Source organism: Micromonospora sp. NPDC049081 (genome assembly GCF_040648835.1).
Classification (GTDB): domain Bacteria; phylum Actinomycetota; class Actinomycetes; order Mycobacteriales; family Micromonosporaceae; genus Micromonospora; species Micromonospora antibiotica.
The window spans coordinates 120370-137418 of record NZ_JBEZEK010000012.1 but is presented as its reverse complement, the minus strand read 5'-3'; the positions used below and the strand labels follow the sequence as shown (position 1 = coordinate 137418).

Annotated in this window: 15 protein-coding genes and 1 riboswitch; of the genes, 6 read left to right on the top strand and 9 right to left on the bottom strand. The window is 73.9% G+C overall.

The window, feature by feature from the left end; translation table 11 throughout:
- Nucleotides 1–25: 25 nt before the first annotated feature.
- From pgsA to AB0B63_RS19140, 3 genes are all read right to left on the bottom strand, one after another.
- Nucleotides 26–613 (bottom strand): CDP-diacylglycerol--glycerol-3-phosphate 3-phosphatidyltransferase, encoded by a 588-nt coding sequence (gene pgsA, locus AB0B63_RS19150; protein ID WP_208569374.1) that lies wholly within the window; start codon nt 611–613, stop codon nt 26–28.
- A gap of 77 nt (nt 614–690) precedes the next feature.
- Complete coding sequence (gene rimO / locus AB0B63_RS19145) at nt 691–2232, bottom strand: 30S ribosomal protein S12 methylthiotransferase RimO (RefSeq protein WP_244253048.1); 1542 nt, start codon at nt 2230–2232, stop codon at nt 691–693.
- Between the two features lie 182 nt (nt 2233–2414).
- Nucleotides 2415–3338, bottom strand: coding sequence for an ornithine cyclodeaminase family protein (locus AB0B63_RS19140; RefSeq protein ID WP_357020448.1), 924 nt, complete (start codon nt 3336–3338; stop codon nt 2415–2417).
- A gap of 127 nt (nt 3339–3465) precedes the next feature.
- Nucleotides 3466–3529, top strand: a riboswitch (guanidine-III (ykkC-III) riboswitch).
- Between the two features lie 54 nt (nt 3530–3583).
- On the opposite strand from AB0B63_RS19140, the gene AB0B63_RS19135 reads away from it, so the two are divergent.
- A complete protein-coding gene (locus AB0B63_RS19135) occupies nt 3584–3898 on the top strand; it encodes an SMR family transporter (protein ID WP_357020328.1) in 315 nt (104 codons plus the stop codon).
- A 131-nt stretch (nt 3899–4029) separates the two neighbouring features.
- Here AB0B63_RS19135 and AB0B63_RS19130 read toward each other — a convergent pair whose 3' ends face one another.
- On the bottom strand, nt 4030–4557 hold the full coding sequence (locus AB0B63_RS19130) for a DinB family protein (RefSeq protein ID WP_357020325.1): 528 nt from the start codon (nt 4555–4557) through the stop codon (nt 4030–4032).
- A 159-nt stretch (nt 4558–4716) separates the two neighbouring features.
- Between AB0B63_RS19130 and AB0B63_RS19125 the strand changes: the two genes are divergently transcribed.
- A complete protein-coding gene (locus AB0B63_RS19125) occupies nt 4717–4962 on the top strand; it encodes a hypothetical protein (protein ID WP_208569332.1) in 246 nt (81 codons plus the stop codon).
- Between the two features lie 208 nt (nt 4963–5170).
- On the opposite strand, the gene AB0B63_RS19120 is transcribed toward AB0B63_RS19125, so the two are convergent.
- Complete coding sequence (locus AB0B63_RS19120; RefSeq protein WP_357020321.1) at nt 5171–7642, bottom strand: DNA translocase FtsK 4TM domain-containing protein; 2472 nt, start codon at nt 7640–7642, stop codon at nt 5171–5173.
- 113 nt (nt 7643–7755) lie between these two features.
- Here AB0B63_RS19120 and AB0B63_RS19115 point away from each other — a divergent pair, with 113 nt between their 5' ends.
- Entirely contained in the window at nt 7756–8232 is a 477-nt protein-coding gene (locus tag AB0B63_RS19115; RefSeq protein WP_357020318.1) for a YbjN domain-containing protein, read from the top strand.
- Nucleotides 8229–9833: a YbjN domain-containing protein gene (locus tag AB0B63_RS19110; protein ID WP_357020315.1), complete on the top strand. Its 1605-nt coding sequence runs from the start codon at nt 8229–8231 to the stop codon at nt 9831–9833. The genes AB0B63_RS19115 and AB0B63_RS19110 overlap by 4 nt, the downstream gene beginning before the upstream one ends.
- Nucleotides 9834–10013: 180 nt before the next feature.
- On the opposite strand, the gene AB0B63_RS19105 is transcribed toward AB0B63_RS19110, so the two are convergent.
- Nucleotides 10014–11249 carry a S1 family peptidase gene (locus AB0B63_RS19105; RefSeq protein ID WP_357020312.1) on the bottom strand — a complete coding sequence of 412 codons (1236 nt, stop codon included), beginning with the start codon at nt 11247–11249 and terminating at the stop codon, nt 10014–10016.
- Between the two features lie 185 nt (nt 11250–11434).
- On the opposite strand from AB0B63_RS19105, the gene AB0B63_RS19100 reads away from it, so the two are divergent.
- Nucleotides 11435–12319 carry a helix-turn-helix transcriptional regulator gene (locus AB0B63_RS19100; protein WP_357020309.1) on the top strand — a complete coding sequence of 295 codons (885 nt, stop codon included), beginning with the start codon at nt 11435–11437 and terminating at the stop codon, nt 12317–12319.
- 179 nt (nt 12320–12498) lie between these two features.
- A complete protein-coding gene (locus tag AB0B63_RS19095; protein ID WP_357020306.1) occupies nt 12499–13479 on the top strand; it encodes a hypothetical protein in 981 nt (326 codons plus the stop codon).
- 74 nt (nt 13480–13553) lie between these two features.
- Here the strand turns inward: AB0B63_RS19095 and AB0B63_RS19090 are convergent, their stop codons facing one another.
- Genes AB0B63_RS19090 through thyX form a run of 3 tightly spaced genes read right to left on the bottom strand, consistent with a single transcriptional unit; the run spans nt 13554 to nt 17011 of the window.
- Entirely contained in the window at nt 13554–15242 is a 1689-nt protein-coding gene (locus AB0B63_RS19090; protein WP_145918435.1) for a ribonuclease J, read from the bottom strand.
- 52 nt (nt 15243–15294) lie between these two features.
- Nucleotides 15295–16221 carry a 4-hydroxy-tetrahydrodipicolinate synthase gene (gene dapA, locus AB0B63_RS19085; RefSeq protein ID WP_208569325.1) on the bottom strand — a complete coding sequence of 309 codons (927 nt, stop codon included), beginning with the start codon at nt 16219–16221 and terminating at the stop codon, nt 15295–15297.
- A gap of 46 nt (nt 16222–16267) precedes the next feature.
- Nucleotides 16268–17011: an FAD-dependent thymidylate synthase gene (thyX, locus tag AB0B63_RS19080; RefSeq protein ID WP_357020445.1), complete on the bottom strand. Its 744-nt coding sequence runs from the start codon at nt 17009–17011 to the stop codon at nt 16268–16270.
- Nucleotides 17012–17049: the final 38 nt, after the last annotated feature.

The window sequence follows — 17049 nt, the reverse complement described above, 5'->3', positions numbered from 1 at the left end:
GGGCTGCGGGGCCGGGAAGTCCCGGTCAGGGGCGGGGCCGGCGCAGGCGCAGGGCCTGGGCGACGTAGTCGAAGCCGGTGACCACGGTGACCAGCACGGCGGCGGCCATGATCCAGGGGCCGACGGCGACCAGGGCGGCCGGCATCGGCCACAGGTACCAGGCGATGGCCAGGATCTGCAGCGCCGTCTTGAGCTTGCCGCCCCGGCTGGCGGCGATCACGCCGTGCCGGATCACCCAGAACCGCAGCCCGGTGATGCCCAACTCACGGACGAGGATCAGCACCGTCACCCACCAGGGCAACCGGTCGTAGACGGACAGCAGCACCAGGGCCGCGCCGGTGAGCGCCTTGTCGGCGATCGGATCGGCCACCTTGCCGACCGAGGTGACCAGACCGAACCGGCGGGCGATCCAGCCGTCCACCAGGTCGGTCATCGAGGCGAACGCGAAGATCAGGCAGGCGGCGATCCGCCACCCGGTGTGGGTCATCCCGGAGGCGACCACCGACGCGGCGAAGACGGGCACCAGCACCAACCGCAGCAGGGTCAGCCCGTTGGCCGCGTTGAGCACCGGCACCCGGGCCACCGGCGGCGCGGACTCCGCCGCCCCGGTCACCGCCGCGCCCCGCTCCGGTCGTCGAGGCCCACCTGGCACCGCCCCACCTGGCTCCCCCGCTCCGTCCGGGCCCACCGTCACCGTTCCGCGCCGGGCGCCGCCGAGATCATCTCATCCGGCACGGCCACCAGGTCGACGCCCTCGGTCGCGGTGACCGTGGCCCGCACCAGGTCACCGGGGCGCAACGCGGCCAGGTCGACCCCGCCGCCGACCGGGGCGACCAGGGTGGTCGAGCCGTCGACCTCGGGGGCCTGGTGCGCCGCCCGCCCCTCCACCACGCCGTCGTCGACGGTGTCGACGAGCACCTCGACCGTGCTGCCGAGCCGCTCCTCGGCCCGCTGCGAGCACAGCTCGTCGGCGAGCGCGGCGAGCCGGTCGTAGCGGCGCTTGACGGTGGCGGCGGAGAGCTTGCCGGGCAGCCCGGCGGCCTCGGTGCCGTCCTCGTCGCTGTAGTCGAACACGCCGATCGCGTCGAGCCGCGCGTCGGTCAGGAACCGGACCAGCTCGGCCACGTCCTGCTTGGTCTCGCCGGGGAACCCGACGATGAAGTTGCTCCGCGCACCCGCCTCGGGGGCGAGGGCACGGGCGCTGGCCAGCAACTCCAGGAACCGGTCGGTGGAGCCGAACCGGCGCATCCGGCGCAGCACCGGCTCGCTGGAGTGCTGGAACGACAGGTCGAAGTAGGGGGCCACGCCGGGGGTGGTGGCGATCGCCTCGACCAGGCCGGGACGGGTCTCGGCGGGCTGGAGGTAGCTGGCCCGCACCCGGACGATGCCGTCGATCGCGGCGAGCTGCGGCAGCAGCTTCTCCAGCGCCCGCGGGTCACCCAGGTCCTTGCCGTACGACGTCGAGTTCTCGCTGACCAGCACCAGCTCGCGGACGCCGGTCTTGGCCAGCCACTCCGCCTCGGCGAGCAGCTCGTCGGGGGTACGCGAGACGAACGCGCCCCGGAACGCGGGGATCGCGCAGAACGCGCACCGCCGGTCGCAGCCGCTGGCCAGCTTCAGCGAGGCCACCGGGCCGGTGTCGAGCCGACGGCGCAGCACCTGCCGCAGGTGCGCCGGGGTGTGCGCGTCGGTCTCCGGCGCGACCCGGGTGGGGGTGCCGTGGCCGGGCAGCGACACCGCCGACTCCCGCCGGGCGACCGGGGTGAGCGGCAGCAGTTCGCGCCGGTCCCGGGGGGTGTGCGCGCCGATCGCCTCGCCGGCGAGCACCGAGTCGAGCCGGGCGGCGATGTCCGGGTAGTCGTCGAAGCTGAGCACCGCCTGCGCCTCGGGGAGGCTGTCGGCCAACTCCCGGCCGTACCGCTCGGCCATGCAGCCGGCGGCGACCACCTTGGCCCCGGTGTCGGCGGCGGCGAGCAGGGTCTGGATCGAGTCCTGCTTGGCCTTCTCCACGAACCCACAGGTGTTGACGACCACCACGTCGGCACCCTCGCCGTCGGTGGTGACCTGCCAGCCGTCGGCGTGCAGCCGGGCGGCCAACTCCTCCGAGTCGACCTCGTTGCGGGCGCAGCCCAGGGTCAGCAGGGCGACCCGTCGGCCGTCGGCGGACGGCGGCGCCAGGTCGCGGCGGGGCGTCGGGCCGGCGTTGTCAGGCGTGGGGGTGGCAGACACCATCCGAGGGTACCGGGCGCGGGAGCGGGCCCGACCGACGGCGGCGTGCGGTGTAGGCCGGTTCACCCCGCCGCCCGGCCCATCGTTGATCAAATGACGAAAATGCGCACGACACGCCGGGAACACTCGCCGGAACTGCAATCCGATCATGGTGCACCCGCCCGCCGCAGCCGACGTACCGCCGGTCAGACCGTCGTCGCGCCCACCCGGACCAGGCGGTCCAGCAGGGCGACCTCGGTGCCGGCCAGGCCGGTGGAGCAGAACACCGACACCTGGTCCGCGCCGGTCCGGCCGGGGACCGCCCCGGCCAGCACCGCCCCCAGGTCACGCAACCGTCCCGGGTACGGCCCGACGGCGGTCAACATCGGCGGGTCGTACGCCGCCGCCTGGGCCGGCGAGTCGGTGACCAGCACGTCGGCGGCGTCGAGCAGGTCGGTGCCGAACTCGTGCCGGTGCACCTGCTTGAAGCCGACGGTGTTGACGTGGGTGCCCGGGGCGAGGTCGGTGGCCGCCAGCACCGGGGTGACGCTGGTGGTGGCGAGGACCACCACGTCCCGGTCGCGGACCGCCTCGGCGGCCGAGCCGACGGCGCGGGCGGGGATCCCCAGTTCGGCGCGGACCCGGGCGGCGAACGCCTCGCGGCGGGCCGCCGAGCGGCTGTGCACGGTCACCTCGCGCAGGGGCCGGACGGCGGCGGTCGCCCACACCTGCGTCCACGCCTGCCCGCCGGAGCCGATCACGCCCAGGGTGGTGGCGTCCGGGCGGGCCAGGGCGTCGACCGCCACCGCGCCCAGCCCGCCGGTACGCCGGGAGCCGAGTTCCGCGCCGACGGCGATGGCCCGGACCGCCCCCGTCCGGGCGTCGTGCAGCACCACCAGCTGCTCGCCGGCCGGGTGGCCGAGGGTGTCGTAGGAGCGGAAGCCGTACCACTCGTCGGTGAGCTGCCCGGCGGTGAGCACCATCCGCCCGCCGGCCAGCGGTGCGGACGCCCGGGGCGGGGCGACGAGCCGGCCGGCGTGGGCGGCCAGCAGGGCGTCCCGCATCGCCGCGACGGTGGTCGGCGCGTCCAGGGTGGCGGCGACCTGCCGGTCGTCGAAGAGCAGCGTCATGTTCCCCATGCTGCAACCTCAAGCTGACTTCAGCTCAAGGTGTGGTGGGGAGGATCACCCCACCCCGCCGGCCGGCGGTGCTAGCGTCGGTCGTGGTGGCCGCGTGGGCAGGTCGGTGCCGCGGCTCCTACCGGCCCGCAGCCACCCCGGACGAGTCGTGGGCGTACCCGGTCAGGCCAAGACGCCCCGTGACCAACCGACTCGTCCCGGCCGGTCCGGGACCCGCACCCCCGAGGTGATGCCCGATGGCCTGGATCGTGCTGGTGCTCTCCGGACTCCTGGAGACCGCGTGGGCGGTCTCCCTCGACCGCAGCGCCGGATTCACCCGACCGCTCCCCTCGGCCGTCTTCGCGGTCACCCTGGTCGCCAGCATGGCCGGCCTGGCGTACGCGCTGCGCGACATCCCCGTCGGCACCGGCTACGCGGTCTGGGTCGGCATCGGGGCCGTCGGCACCGCCGTGGTCGGCATGGTGACCCTCGGCGAGTCGACGAGCCTGCCCCGACTGCTCAGCCTGCTGCTGGTGGTGGCCGGTGTGGTCGGCCTCAAGCTCTTCCACTGAGCCGCCCCACGCCCGCGGCCGGGCCGGCTGCCGGCGGACGGCCGGTCCCGGCTGCCAGTGGACGGCCGGGCCGGCTGCCCGTGGACGGCCGGGCCGGCTGCCGGGCCGGCTCCCCGGGACCGGCCGACGGGTCAGGGCCGGCTCGCGTGCCGCAGCAACCGGAGTTGGCCGATCTCGGCGACGTTCTTCATCAGCTCGGCGTTCACCCAGGCGATCATGTGGGCGACGGTGTACGCGGGGTCGTCCCGCCACGGGAACGACGCGGTCGCATCGAGGTCGGCGTCGCCGAGCTGGTCGAACACCGCCAACCAGGTGGTACGCAGGTCACCCAGCCACGCCACCGTCCGGTCCCGGTCACCCGGCCAGCCGATCTCGGTACGCTCCCGGGGCCTGTGCCCCCGCGCGTGGTCGGCCGCGACCGTCCACCACCAACCGATGTGCCAGGTGATCCAGCCGACCGTCGGGACGGGGACCGGGTCGGGCTCGACCTCCGCCCAGTCCGGCACCCACCCGCCGTCGGCGGCCGGACGCATCGTCCAGCAGTGCGACGCGGGTTCCCAGAGCAGGTCCGCCGGCTCCAGGCGCTCCAGGTGGTACTCGAACAGGGACCAGGTCAGCTCGAACTGCGACCGCAACAGGTCACGACGGGATGCCGGCACCGGGTGACCCTGCCACACCGGCGGGCCCCGATCGACCGGAATTCGGTGTCGGCGCGGAAGTGGGTCGGGTGGGATGTCGCCGCCGGGTGCGTAGTTTCCGTCCGGTGTGGGTAGTGATCGATCACCACAGCACTCATGTTCCCGACCACGGAGGACGTCATGGCCGACACCCACGCACCCGCCCGCCCGCGCACCAACGCCGCCCGCATCTGCACCATCCTGGCGTTCGTCTTCGCCGTCGTCGCGTTGCTGATCGCCCCGGTCATCTTCGGTGTCATCGGCCTGGTGCTCGGCATCGTCGGCGCGGTGCTCGGCGACAAGCCGCTGGGCTGGTACGCCGCCGCCGCGAACGTGGTGGCCATCATCCTCAGCCTGGTGATCGTCAGCGCCATGATGAACAGCTGACTGACGCCTTCCCGCGAACGGGCCCGCCGGCATCCCGGCGGGCCCGTCGCACGTCCACGGTCCATCGCACGTCCACGGTCCATCGCACGTCCACGGTCCATCGCACGGCGACGGTCCATCGCACGTCCACGAACCGTCGCACGCTCACGCTCACGGTCCGTTGCGGACCCGACCGGTGGGACCGTCGCACCGACCGGCCCCGCCCGGGTCAGTCCACGTCGCCGCGCAGGCCGTCGAGGACCTCTTCCAGCTCGTCCGGCTTGACCAGCACGTCGCGGGCCTTGGAGCCCTCGGACGGGCCGACCACTCCCCGGGTCTCCATCAGGTCCATCAACCGGCCCGCCTTGGCGAACCCGACCCGCAGCTTGCGCTGGAGCATCGAGGTCGAGCCGAACTGCGAGGTCACCACCAGCTCCACCGCCTGCACCAGCAGGTCAAGGTCGTCGCCGATGTCCTCGTCGATCTTCTTCTTGTTGTCCTGCGCCGGGGCCAGCACGTCGGAGCGGAACTCCGGCTCCCGCTGGTCCTTGCAGAACTTCACCACGTCGGCGATCTCACGCTCGGTCACCCAGGCGCCCTGGATGCGGACCGGCTTCGACGCGCCCATCGGCAGGAACAGCCCGTCACCCCGGCCGAGCAGCTTCTCCGCGCCCGGCTGGTCGAGGATGACCCGGGAGTCGGCGAGCGACGAGGTGGCGAACGCCAACCGGGACGGCACGTTCGCCTTGATCAGGCCGGTCACCACGTCGACGCTCGGCCGCTGGGTGGCCAGCACCAGGTGGATGCCGGCGGCGCGGGCGAGCTGGGTGATCCGGACGACCGAGTCCTCCACGTCGCGCGGGGCGACCATCATCAGGTCGGCCAACTCGTCCACGATCACCAGCAGGTACGGGTACGGCCGCATCTCCCGCTCGCTGCCCGGCGGGGCCTTGATCTCGCCGTTGCGCACCTTGCGGTTGAAGTCGTCGATGTGCCGGACCCCGTTGGCGGCGAGGTCGTCGTAACGCATGTCCATCTCGCGGACGACCCAGTCCAGCGAGTCGGCGGCCTTCTTGGCGTTGGTCACGATCGGGGTGACCAGGTGCGGGATGCCCTCGTACCCGGTCATCTCGACCCGCTTCGGGTCGATCAGCAGCAGCCGCACCTCGTCCGGCGTGGCCCGGGTCAGGATGGACACCAGCAGGGTGTTGAGGCAGCTCGACTTGCCCGCGCCGGTGGCCCCGGCGATCAGGATGTGCGGCATCTTCGCGAGGTTGGCCACCACGAAGCCGCCCTCGATGTCCTTGCCGAGGGCCACCACCATCGGATGGTGGTCGCTGGTGGCGGCCCGGGACCGCAGCACGTCACCGAGGGCCACGTTCTCCGGGTCGGTGTTGGGGATCTCCACCCCGACCGCGCTCTTGCCCGGGATGGGGCTGAGGATCCGCACGTCGGGCGACTTCACCGCGTACGCGATGTTGCGGGAAAGCTGGGTGATCCGCTCGACCTTGACCCCGTGGCCCAGCTCGACCTCGTAACGGGTGACGGTCGGGCCCCGGGTGAAGCCGGTGACCTCGGCGTCCACCCCGAACTGGTCGAAGACGCCGGTCAGCGCGGCGATCACCTCGTCGTTGGCCTTGCTGCGGGTCTTCGGGGCCGCGCCACCGGTGAGCATGTTGGCCGGCGGCAGCACGTAGTCGCCGGCCAACCCGGTCAGCGCGAGCTGCTCGGCCCGGGTGGGCGGGGCGGAGTGCTCCGGCGGCTCCACCGGCTTGCGACTGGCCGGCACCCGGCTCGCCGGCCGGCGGGGCAGCACGATCGTCTCCTGGAGGTCCACCTCCGGGCCGACGTCGGCGAAGTCGTCCGGGTCGACCGGCGGTGGGGCGGCCTTGCGGGCCGGCCGGCGGCGGGCCGGCTTCGGGGCGACCGCCACCTCCTGTTCCTCGTCCTCCGCCGGGGCGTCGGGCGGGGCGACCAGCGTGCCGGCGAGCAGACCGAGCCGCTCCGGGATCTTGTTGATCGGGGTGGCGGTGACCACCAGCAGGCCGAAGACGAGCAGCAGGATCAGCAGCGGCATGGCCACCCACGCGGTGACCCCCCGCTCCAGCAGGTCCCCGATCCCGGCGCCGACCAGGCCACCGGCGTAGTCGCGCTGCACCGGGTCCACCGGATTCTGTCCGATGTGCAGCATCGCCGCCGTGGCCACCAGCATGGAACCCCAGCCGATCAGGCCACGCCCCCGGTGCTCCGGGTCCACCGGGGTCCGCATCAGCCGCCACGCGCCGATCATCAGCAGCACCGGCACCACCACCGCGATCGCGCCCAGGAACAGGCGCACGGTGTCGGCCAGGCGCGCACCGAACGGGCCGGCACCGGAGAACCAGATCGCCACCGCGCTGAGGATGGCCAGGCCGAACAGCAGCAGCCCGGCACCGTCACGGCGGTGCTCCGGGTCCAACTCCCGGGCCGAGGCCGCCTGCCGACCGGCGGCCCGGAACCCCCACCCGACCCCGTGCGCCAGACCCATCCACAGTGCCCCGACGGCACGACCCACGTAGGCCGCCGGAGCGGGCCGGGGGGCCGGGCGCCGTCGCGCCGTCGCCCGGGTGGTCTTCTTCGCCGGCTGACGGGCACGACTGTTCGTGGTACCGCGCGGCGACGCGCCGCGTCGCCGGCTCGCCTGAGAGGTACGGCCCGCCATAGAGTCACCGTAACGGCGTTACCCGGCAGACCGCCGCTTTTCCGGGTCGTGTCCGCGCGTCGCAGCGCGTACCACGCCCGCAGACGTGTTATTCGCCTCAGAAGGGATGCCCGATGGCGTCGCCTGCTTTCGCGGACCGTCCGGACCCGCTGGCGGGTCACCCGCAGGCCCTGCGTCCGCTGACCGCCGACCTGGTCGCCGCCGTGCTGGCCCACCGGGGGTACGCCGTGGTCACCGACGACGACGGGGAGCTGGTGGGCCGCTGGGACGACAGCCTGATCTGGTTCCTGCGCCGGGGCACCCTCGACGAGCTGCTCCAGATCCGCACCGTGACGGCACCCACGTTCGGCATCGACCACGTGCCGGCGCTCTACGCGTTCTGCAACACGTGGAACCACGACCAGCTCTGGCCCAAGGCGTTCGTGCACGTCGGCGACGACGGCCGGGCCCAGGTCTGCGGTGAGGTGGTCACCGACCTGGAACGGGGGGTCACCCCGCACCAGCTCGACCAGTTGCTCGACTGCGGCATCACCGCCGGCTGCCGGCTCGCCGCCGCCGTCGGCCTGCTGCCCGGGGGGACGCCCGGATGACCGCCGGGTTCCGCCCCGGGGCGGGCCGGCCACCCGCCCGCCGCGATCCCGCCCTGGCGTCCGCGCTCGCCGGGGCCGCGGATCTGCCCGACGGCGAGGCCCGGCTGGCCGAACTCGACCGGATCGCCGCCCGCGCCGACGCGCTCGGCGACCCGCACTCCGCCCTGGACGCCCGGTTCGCGCTGGTGGCGGCGTACCTGCGGTACGGCGGGCGGTGGCGGATCATCGAGCCGGTACGCCGCCTGCTGGCCGCCGTCGACGGCTCCCCCGACCTGCTCGACGGCCGGCCCGGCGACGCGGAGCTGCTGCGGCGGCACCTGCGGCAGGCGGTGGAAGCGGCGATCGGCACCCCCCGGATCGGGCTGGACCTGGCGCAGTCGTTCCTCGACGCGCTGGCCCGGCGGGTCGGCGAGGACGCGGGTGTGGTCGCCCAGCTGCGCTGCCGGCTCGCCGACCACCGCGGCGACGAGCCGACCGCCCGCCAGTGGTACGAGCGGTGGACGGCCGCCGAGGCGGACCCGGAGGCCGGCTGCCCCGGCTGCCTGCTGGTACGCCGCGCCGACCTGCTCGCCGGTTGGGGCGACGACCGGGCCGCACTGGACACGCTGCGCCCCGCGCTCGACGGTGGGGTCGACTGCACCGACCAGCCGGAACGGGCCCTCGCGGTGGGGCTGCTGCCGTGGCTGCGCACCGGGGCGACCGCACGGGCCGCGACGGCGCACCTGCGGGCGTACCGGCGGCACCGGCGGGAGCGGGCGGCGTTGCCGTACCTGGCCGCGCAGTTGCGGTTCTGCGCGTTGGCCGGGCACCCGGACCGGGCCCTGGACATCCTCGCCGAGCAGCTGCCCCGGCTGGACCACCCCTACGACGACCTGTCGGCGATGGAGTTCGCCGCCGCCGGGGCGCTGGTCTGCGCGCTCGCCGTCGAGGCCGGCCGGGACGGTCGACGGGTACGCCGTCCCGGCCACGGCGACCGGCCCGCCGCCGAGCTGGACGTGGCGACCCTCGGCACCGACCTGTCCGCCGAGGCGACCCGGTTGGCGGGCAGCTTCGACGCGCGCAACGGCACCGGCCACCACGCCGGCCGGATCGCCGCCTGGCTGGCCGGACGACCGACCGGTGACCCGGTGCCCCTGCCCGAGCCGGACGGCGTCGACGAGCCCGACGACGAACCGTTCCTGCCCTCGGCCGAGGAGCCCGCCCCGCTGAGCCTGACGCAGCTCACCGCCGTGCTCGACGTCCGGGGCGACGTGTACGCGGTGGACGCCGCAGGCGTGGTGGTGGGTCGCTGGGACGAGGCGGTCGTGCAGTTCCGCCTGTTGGGCGGGCACGGGGAGATCCTGCACGCCCGGGTGGTGGCGGCCCGGCGGCTGGCGGCGGGACGGCTCGCCGAGGCGTACGAGTTCTGCAACGCCTGGAACCACGACCGGCTGCTGCCGAAGGCGTACGTGCACGAGCTGCCCGGCGGTGAGCTGGTGCTGGCCGGCGACGTCACCACCGACCTGGCGCACGGGGTGGCCCCGACACAGCTCGGCATCCTGGTCGACGCGGCGGTGAGCACCGGCGTCGCGTACGCCAGGGCCGTCGCCGCCCTGCCCTGACCCGCCCGGCGCCGAACAGCCCAGCCCCCGAACAGCCCAGCGCCGTGCCGCCGCCCCGGGCGGCCCGGACGCGGCGCGACCCCCGACCACCGGGCGGTGGGGGTCGGGGGTCGCGGTACCGGAGGCCCCGGCGCAGCCTGCCGACAGCGGCAGGGGGGCGGGGCGCGGCGGGTGGTGCGGTCAGCGCACCGACCCGGCGGTCCGCGCCCGCATCCGGGTGGTGGTCTGCGGCTGCGCGTCCTGCCGGCCGTCGGCGGTCACCAGGGTCAGGTTGTTGCGTTCCAGGATCTCGTTGACCGGCTGGAAGAAGGTGACCCCGCCGACGGTGCAGTCACCGGAACCGCCGGAGGTGACACCCTGCGCCTGGTCGCCGGAGATCCACGAACCGCCGGAGTCACCCGGTTCGGCGCACACGTCGGTGCGGGTCAGCCCGGTGACCGTCCCCTCCGGATAGTTCACGGTGGCGTTACGGGCCTGGACGACACCGCAGCGGGCCCCCGTGGTGGAGCCGGAACGGCAGATCGACGCCCCCACCGGCATCTCGGTGGAACCGTTGACCGGCACCACGCCGCCGTTGAAGTCGTTCACCACCCCCTGCGGGGTCCACTGGCCGTTCGTGCGCACGACCGCCCAGTCGTCCCCGGGGAACGACGACGCCGCGAAGACGCCCTGCTGGGTCTGGTTGAAGCCGGTCGTCCGGTCGCCGACCCGCCCACAGTGCCCGGCGGTGACGAACCCGCCCACCACCGAGAAGCCGATCGAGCATCGGCCCACGTCGTTGATGAAGAACGGGTCCCCGCCGACCAGGTCGAACAGTGGACGCGGCTGCTCCCGTGAGGTGGTGATCCGGACCGCCCCGGCCGGGGCCCCGCTGCCCGCCGCCCACCGGCGGGCCCGCGACTCGGCACCCGGCTGGGCGAGCACCACCACGGAGTTGGTGGCGACGTCGACGTACCAGCCGGTGATCGCCGGGGACGCCTGCCGACCCACCGAGTCGAGCCGGCTCTTGGCCGCGTCCAGCTCGGTGACCGCGCGGTCCACCGGCTTGGGCACCGCACCGGCGGCCCGGACCCGCTGCGCCTGCGCCGGGTCGGCGACCGCCACGTTGAGGGTGGAGCCGTCGTCGCTGAGCCACGCCCCGCCGTAGTCGTTGCCGAGGGCGGCCCGCAGCCGGGCCAACCGCCCGGTGGCCTGCTTCTCGGCGGTCAACCGCCGAACCGCCTGGTCCCGGCTGATCCGCAGGTCACGGCTGAGCGCGTCCACCACCTCCGGAGCCACCCCGCCGGTGGCCTTCGGGCCGGTCCCACCGGCGTTCGGCGTGCCCTGGTCCCCGGCGAACGACGGCAGGGTGACCGCCGCCGTCAGTCCCGCTGCCGCCAGCACGACGCCGATCGCTGTCATCCGTCTGCGGTCCATCCGTCATGCTCCTCCCGGCCGACGCGGGGTACGCCCGCCGCGGTGGGGTACGGAAACGGGTACCGCCCGGATGAGCCGATCCACACTTATCGACGGAACGTGTCCATCCCGTCACGCAGCCGGGCGTCCTGGCTACCCCTGACAGGGTGTGGTTGGCCGGGTGGCCGCCACCAATACTGGGAGTCATGCAGGCATCAGGACAGCTCGGCGAGTTCCTCCGCTCGCGCCGCTCCCGGCTCAGCCCCGGGGAAGCCGGGGTGGTCACCTACGGCGGACGGCGACGGGTGCCGGGGCTGCGTCGGGAGGAGCTCGCCCTGCTGGCCGGGGTCAGCGCCTCCTACTACGCCCGGTTGGAGCAGGGCCTGGCCACCAACGCCTCCCCCGAGGTGCTGGACGCGCTCAGCCGGGCCCTGCGCCTCGACGACGCCGAACGCCGCCACCTGTCCGGGCTGGCCGCCGGTGGTCGCCGCCCGGTCACCCGCCGGCCGCCGCCGGAGCGGGTCGATCCGACCGTGCGGCAACTGGTCGCCGCACTCGGCGACGTACCCGTGCTGGTGCTCGGCCGTCGCCTCGACGTGCTGGCCTGGAACGTCGCCGGGCACGCCCTCTTCGCCGGGCACCTGGAGCCGGCGGCGGTGGACCGACCGGACCGGCGGCCGAACATGGCGCGGCTGATCTTCCTCGACGCGCACACCCGTGACCTGTACGTCGACTGGCCGGCCAAGGCACGAGCCGTGGTGGCGACCCTGCGGGCGACCTCCGGGCAGCACCCGGCGGACCCGTTGCTCGCCGCGCTGGTCGGCGAACTGGCGGTACGCAGCCCCGAGTTCGCCGCCGCGTGGGCCGACCACCGGGTCAAGGCCGGCGGCCACGCCGGCTACGAGATGCGACACCCGGTGGTCGGGGTGCTGGCCGTCACCCAGCAGACCCTGCGGACCGAGGACGACCAGGTGCTGGTCGTCGCCACCACCGCGCCGGGTTCCCCGTCCCAGGCGGCGATGACGCTGCTCGTGCACACGGCGGTCACCGGCCGGGCCGCCGACCGGCAGCCGTTGCCCGCATCCGGCTGACCCCGCGCCCCACCCGGGCAGCAGAGCGGCTCTGCTGCCCCACCCGCACCGGCGGGCCGGCGTGAGCCGGCCGGTCGACGCTGCGCCGACACCGCGAGACGAGGGCACCTGACCGGGTGCCGGACCGTCCGCGCCCGAAACCGGGCCCACTCCCGGGCCCCTCACCAGAAGGACGAACCATGCGCAGAAGAATCCTCACCCTCGCGGTGGCCGCTGCGGCGGCCGGCGCCCTGGCCGTACCGTCGGCGGTCCCGGCGTCGGCGGGCGTCCCGGCCTCCGCCGTCGCCCCGGCCCGGTCGGCCCCGGCGGCACGGATCGCGGTCCACTTCGACCTGACGCGGGGGCAACTGCCGGAGAACATCACCCTGGGCCCCGACGGCACGGCCTACCTCACGTTCGCGGCGGCCCGGCAGGTCGCCGCCGTCGACCCGGCCGGCCGGACCCGGGTGCTGGCCACCCTGGCCGCGCCGGCCGACGGCGGCGTCGCCACCCCCGTGCTCGGTTTCGCCCTGACCAGCGGCATCGTCCGCACCGACGACGGCACGATCTATGTCCTGTACGCCAGCGGCGACGCCGCCAGCACGGGTCTGTACCGGATTTCGCCGGGTCAGAAGCCCCGGCGGATCGCCGCGCTACCGGCCGACGGGCTGCCGAACGGGCTGGCGCTCGACCCGACGAGCCGGACGTTCTACGTCACCGACTCGGTGCGCGGCACCATCTCGACCGTCCCGCTGGCCGGTGGTCCCGCCCGGGTCTGGTCGTCGGTGTCCGCGCTCGCCCCGACCGGTTTCCTCGGCGTCAACGGCGTCAAGGTCCGGGGTGGCGCGGTCTGGGCGACCAACCTGGACCAGGGCACCCTGCTGCGGATTCCGCTGCGGGCGGGCCGGCCGGGTGCCATCGAGGTCAGGGCGACCGGGCTGGTCGGCATCGACGACTTCGCCTTCGCCCCCGACGGCCGGGTCGTCGCCGCCCTCAACGGGCCCAACACGGTGGTCGACATCGACCCCGACGGGCGGACCCGGACCCTGCTGACCGGTGCCGACGGGCTCCAGAACCCGACCTCGGTGGCCGTACGCGGGCACACGGTCCTGGTGGCCAGCGCCGCCTACGTCACCGCGACCGACCCCAACCTGATCGTGGCCACCCTGCACCACCGCTGAGCCGACCACACAACGGGCCGGCCACCGTCGTCACGACGGTGGCCGGCCCACGGTGTCCGGGTGGGAGGACCCGCTCAGACCTCGACCACGGTCGGGACGATCATCGGACGGCGGCGGTACGCGTCGTTGACCCAGCGCCCCACGGTGCGTCGGACGATCTGCTGGAGCTGGTGCGGATCGGTGATGCCGTCCGCGGCGGCCCGGTTCAGCGCCTCGGTGACCAGCGGGATCACCGGGTTGAACGCGGCCGGGTCCTCGGAGAAGCCCTTCGCCGACAGGGTCGGGCCGGCGACCACCTTGCCGGTGACCGAGTCGACCACCACCGTGGTGGCGATGAAACCGCCGTCGCCGAGGATCCGCCGCTCGGTGAGCAGCGACTCGCTGACGTCGCCCACGGCCAGACCGTCGACGTAGACGTAACGGCTCTTCACGTGCCCGACCACACTGGCCCGACCCTCGACCAGGTCGACGACGTCGCCGTCCTCGCAGATCACCACCCGGTCCGGGGCGACGCCGGACTCGATGCCGAGCCGCGCGTGCGCCCGCAGGTGCCGCCACTCGCCGTGCACCGGCATCAGGTTGCTCGGCCGCACCACGTTGAGCAGGTAGAGCAGTTCACCGGCGGGGGCGTGCCCGGAGACGTGCACCTTGGCGACGTCCTTGTGCACCACCACCGCGCCGGCCCGGGCCAGCCGGTTGATCACCCGGTAGACCGAGGTCTCGTTGCCGGGGACCAGCGACGAGGCGAGCACGACGGTGTCGCCGGGGGCGATGGTGATGTGCCGGTGGTCGCCGCTGGCCATCCGGCCCAGGGCGCTCATCGGCTCACCCTGCGAACCGGTGGACATCAGCACGATCTGGTCGGGCGGCAGCGTGGTGGCCTCCTCGATCCCGATCACCAGGCCGGCCGGGATGTTGAGCAGGCCGAGGTCGCGGGCGATGCCCATGTTGCGGACCATCGACCGGCCGATCAGCGCCACCTTGCGGCCGTGCTCCAGCGCCGAGTCGAAGACCTGCTGCACCCGGTGCACGTGCGAGGCGAACGAGGCGACGATGATCCGCCCCTTCGCCTTCGCGAAGATCGAGTCGAGCACCGGCCCGATCTCCCGTTCCGGGGTGACGAAACCGGGGATCTCGGCGTTGGTGGAGTCCGACAGGAGCAGGTCGACACCCTCCGCACCGAGCCGGGCGAAGCCGGCCAGGTCGGTGATCCGGCCGTCCAGCGGGAGCTGGTCCATCTTGAAGTCACCGGTGTGCAGCACCAGGCCCGCCGGGGTACGCACGGCCACCGCGAGCGCGTCCGGGATCGAGTGGTTGACCGCGAAGAATTCGCACTCGAACGGGCCCAGCCGCTCCCGGCCGCCCTCCCGGACGGTGAGCGTGTAGGGCTGGATCCGCCGCTCGGCCAGCTTCGCCTCGACCAGGGCGAGGGTGAACTGGGAGCCGACCAGGGGGATGTCCGGCTTGTGGGCGAGCAGGTACGGCACCGCGCCGATGTGGTCCTCGTGGCCATGGGTCAGCACGATCGCCTGCACGTCGGCCAGCCGGTCCAGGATCGGCCCGAAGTCGGGCAGGATCAGGTCCACGCCGGGCTGCTCGACGTCGGGGAAGAGCACCCCACAGTCGACGATGAGCAGCTTGCCGTCGTACTCGAAGACGGTCATGTTCCGACCGATGGCACCGAGTCCGCCGAGCGGGATGATCCGCAGCCCGCCCTCGGGCAGCGGCGGGGGCAGTTCACCCTCGAATTGCGCCTCGGTCACGCGTCCACCTCATTCTGCGACGCCGTAACCCGGCGTCCGTCGTGTCGTTCGGTCATTCGGGCAGGTCCAGGCCCGCCGCCGCGCAGTCCGCGCGCAGCAGGGCCAGTTCGTCGTCGGTGGCGTCCGCCAGCGGCGGACGCACCGGCCCGGCGGGCAGGCCCGACACGTTCAGGCCCGCCTTCACCAGGATGGTGCCCGGGCTGCGGAAGATCCCGGTGAGCAGCGGCATCAGCCGCCGGTGCAGGGTCAGTGCCGTGCCGGAGTCGCCCGCGTCGTACGCCTCGATCATCTGCTTGACGAGCGCGCCGGTGAAGTGGGTCGAGGTGCCGACCAGGCCGACCCCGCCGATCGCCAGGGTAGGCAGGGTGAGCGAGTCCTCGCCGCTGTAGAAGGCGAGGTCGGTGCGGCTGGTCACCCAACTGGTGGCGGTCAGGTCACCCTTGGCGTCCTTGACCGCGACGATCCGTTCGTGTTCGGCCAGCCGCACCAGCGTCTCGGTCTCGACGGCCAACCCGGTGCGGTGTGGCACGTCGTAGAGCATGATCGGCAGGCTGGTGCCGTCGGCGACCGCGGTGAAGTGCCGCAGCAGGCCCCGCTGCGGCGGCTTGTTGTAGTACGGCGTCACCACCAGCAGGCCGTGCGCGCCGGCCTTCTCCGCCGCGGCGGCCAGCTCCATGGTGTGCCGGGTGTCGTTGGTGCCGACGCCGGCCACCACCTGGGCCCGGTCGCCGACCGCCTCCACCACCGCCCGGAGCAGGGCGTCCTTCTCCGCGTCCGTGGTGGTCGGTGACTCGCCGGTGGTGCCGTTGATCACCAGCGCGTCGTTGCCCTGCTCGTCGACGAGGTACGTCGCCAGCTGGACGGCGCCGTCGAGATGCAGGGAGCCATCGGCGGTGAACGGGGTCACCATCGCGGTGAGCAGTCGCCCGAACGGGCGCGACAGCCCCCGGTCGGGGGTGGCAGGGTGGTCGTGCGTCATGCTCACAACCTAGCGGACGAGCACCGGACGTCCGGTGGGGAAGGGCTCAGGACAGCTGTGCGTGCGGGCTCGTCGCCACCTCGGTGCCGTCGGGCAGGGTGGTGACGGCGAAGTCGGCGAACACGTTCGGGGCCACCCGCTGGAGCTGCCGCAGGCACTCCACGGCCAGCTCACGGATCTCCACGTCGGCGTGTTCGGTGGCCCGCATCCCGATGAAGTGCCGCCAGGCGCGGTAGTTGCCGGTGACCACGATCCGGGTCTCGGTGGCGTTGGGCAGCACCGCCCGGGCCGCCTGCCGGGCCTGCTTGCGGCGCAGCGTCGGGTTGGGTTCGTCGGCGAACCGCTGCTCCAGCCCCTCCAGCAGCTCGGTGTACGCCCGGACGCTCGCCTCGGCGGCCTCGACGAACCGCTTGTGCAGCTCCGGGTCGTCGGCGATCACCGCCGGCTCGACCATCGCCGCGTCCCGCTCCGGGACGTAGCGCTGGGAGAGCTGGGAGTAGGAGAAGTGCCGGTGCCGGATCAGCTCATGGGTGAACGAGCGGGACACCCCGGTGAAGTAGAAGGTCACGCTGCCGTGCTCCAGCACCGACAGGTGCCCGACCTCCAGGATGTGCGCCAGGTAGCCGGCGTTGGTGGCGGTCGCCGGGTTCGGCTTCTTCCAGCTCTGGTAGCAGGCCCGGCCGGCGAACTCGGCGAGCGCCTGGCCGCCCTCGGCCTCGGTCGACCACGGCACGTCGTCGGGGGCCTGGAACTGGGTCCACGCGATCAGCTGCACCTGGGGCTGCACCATCTCCGGCATTCCTGCGACTGTAGCGGCCGGGTGGGCTG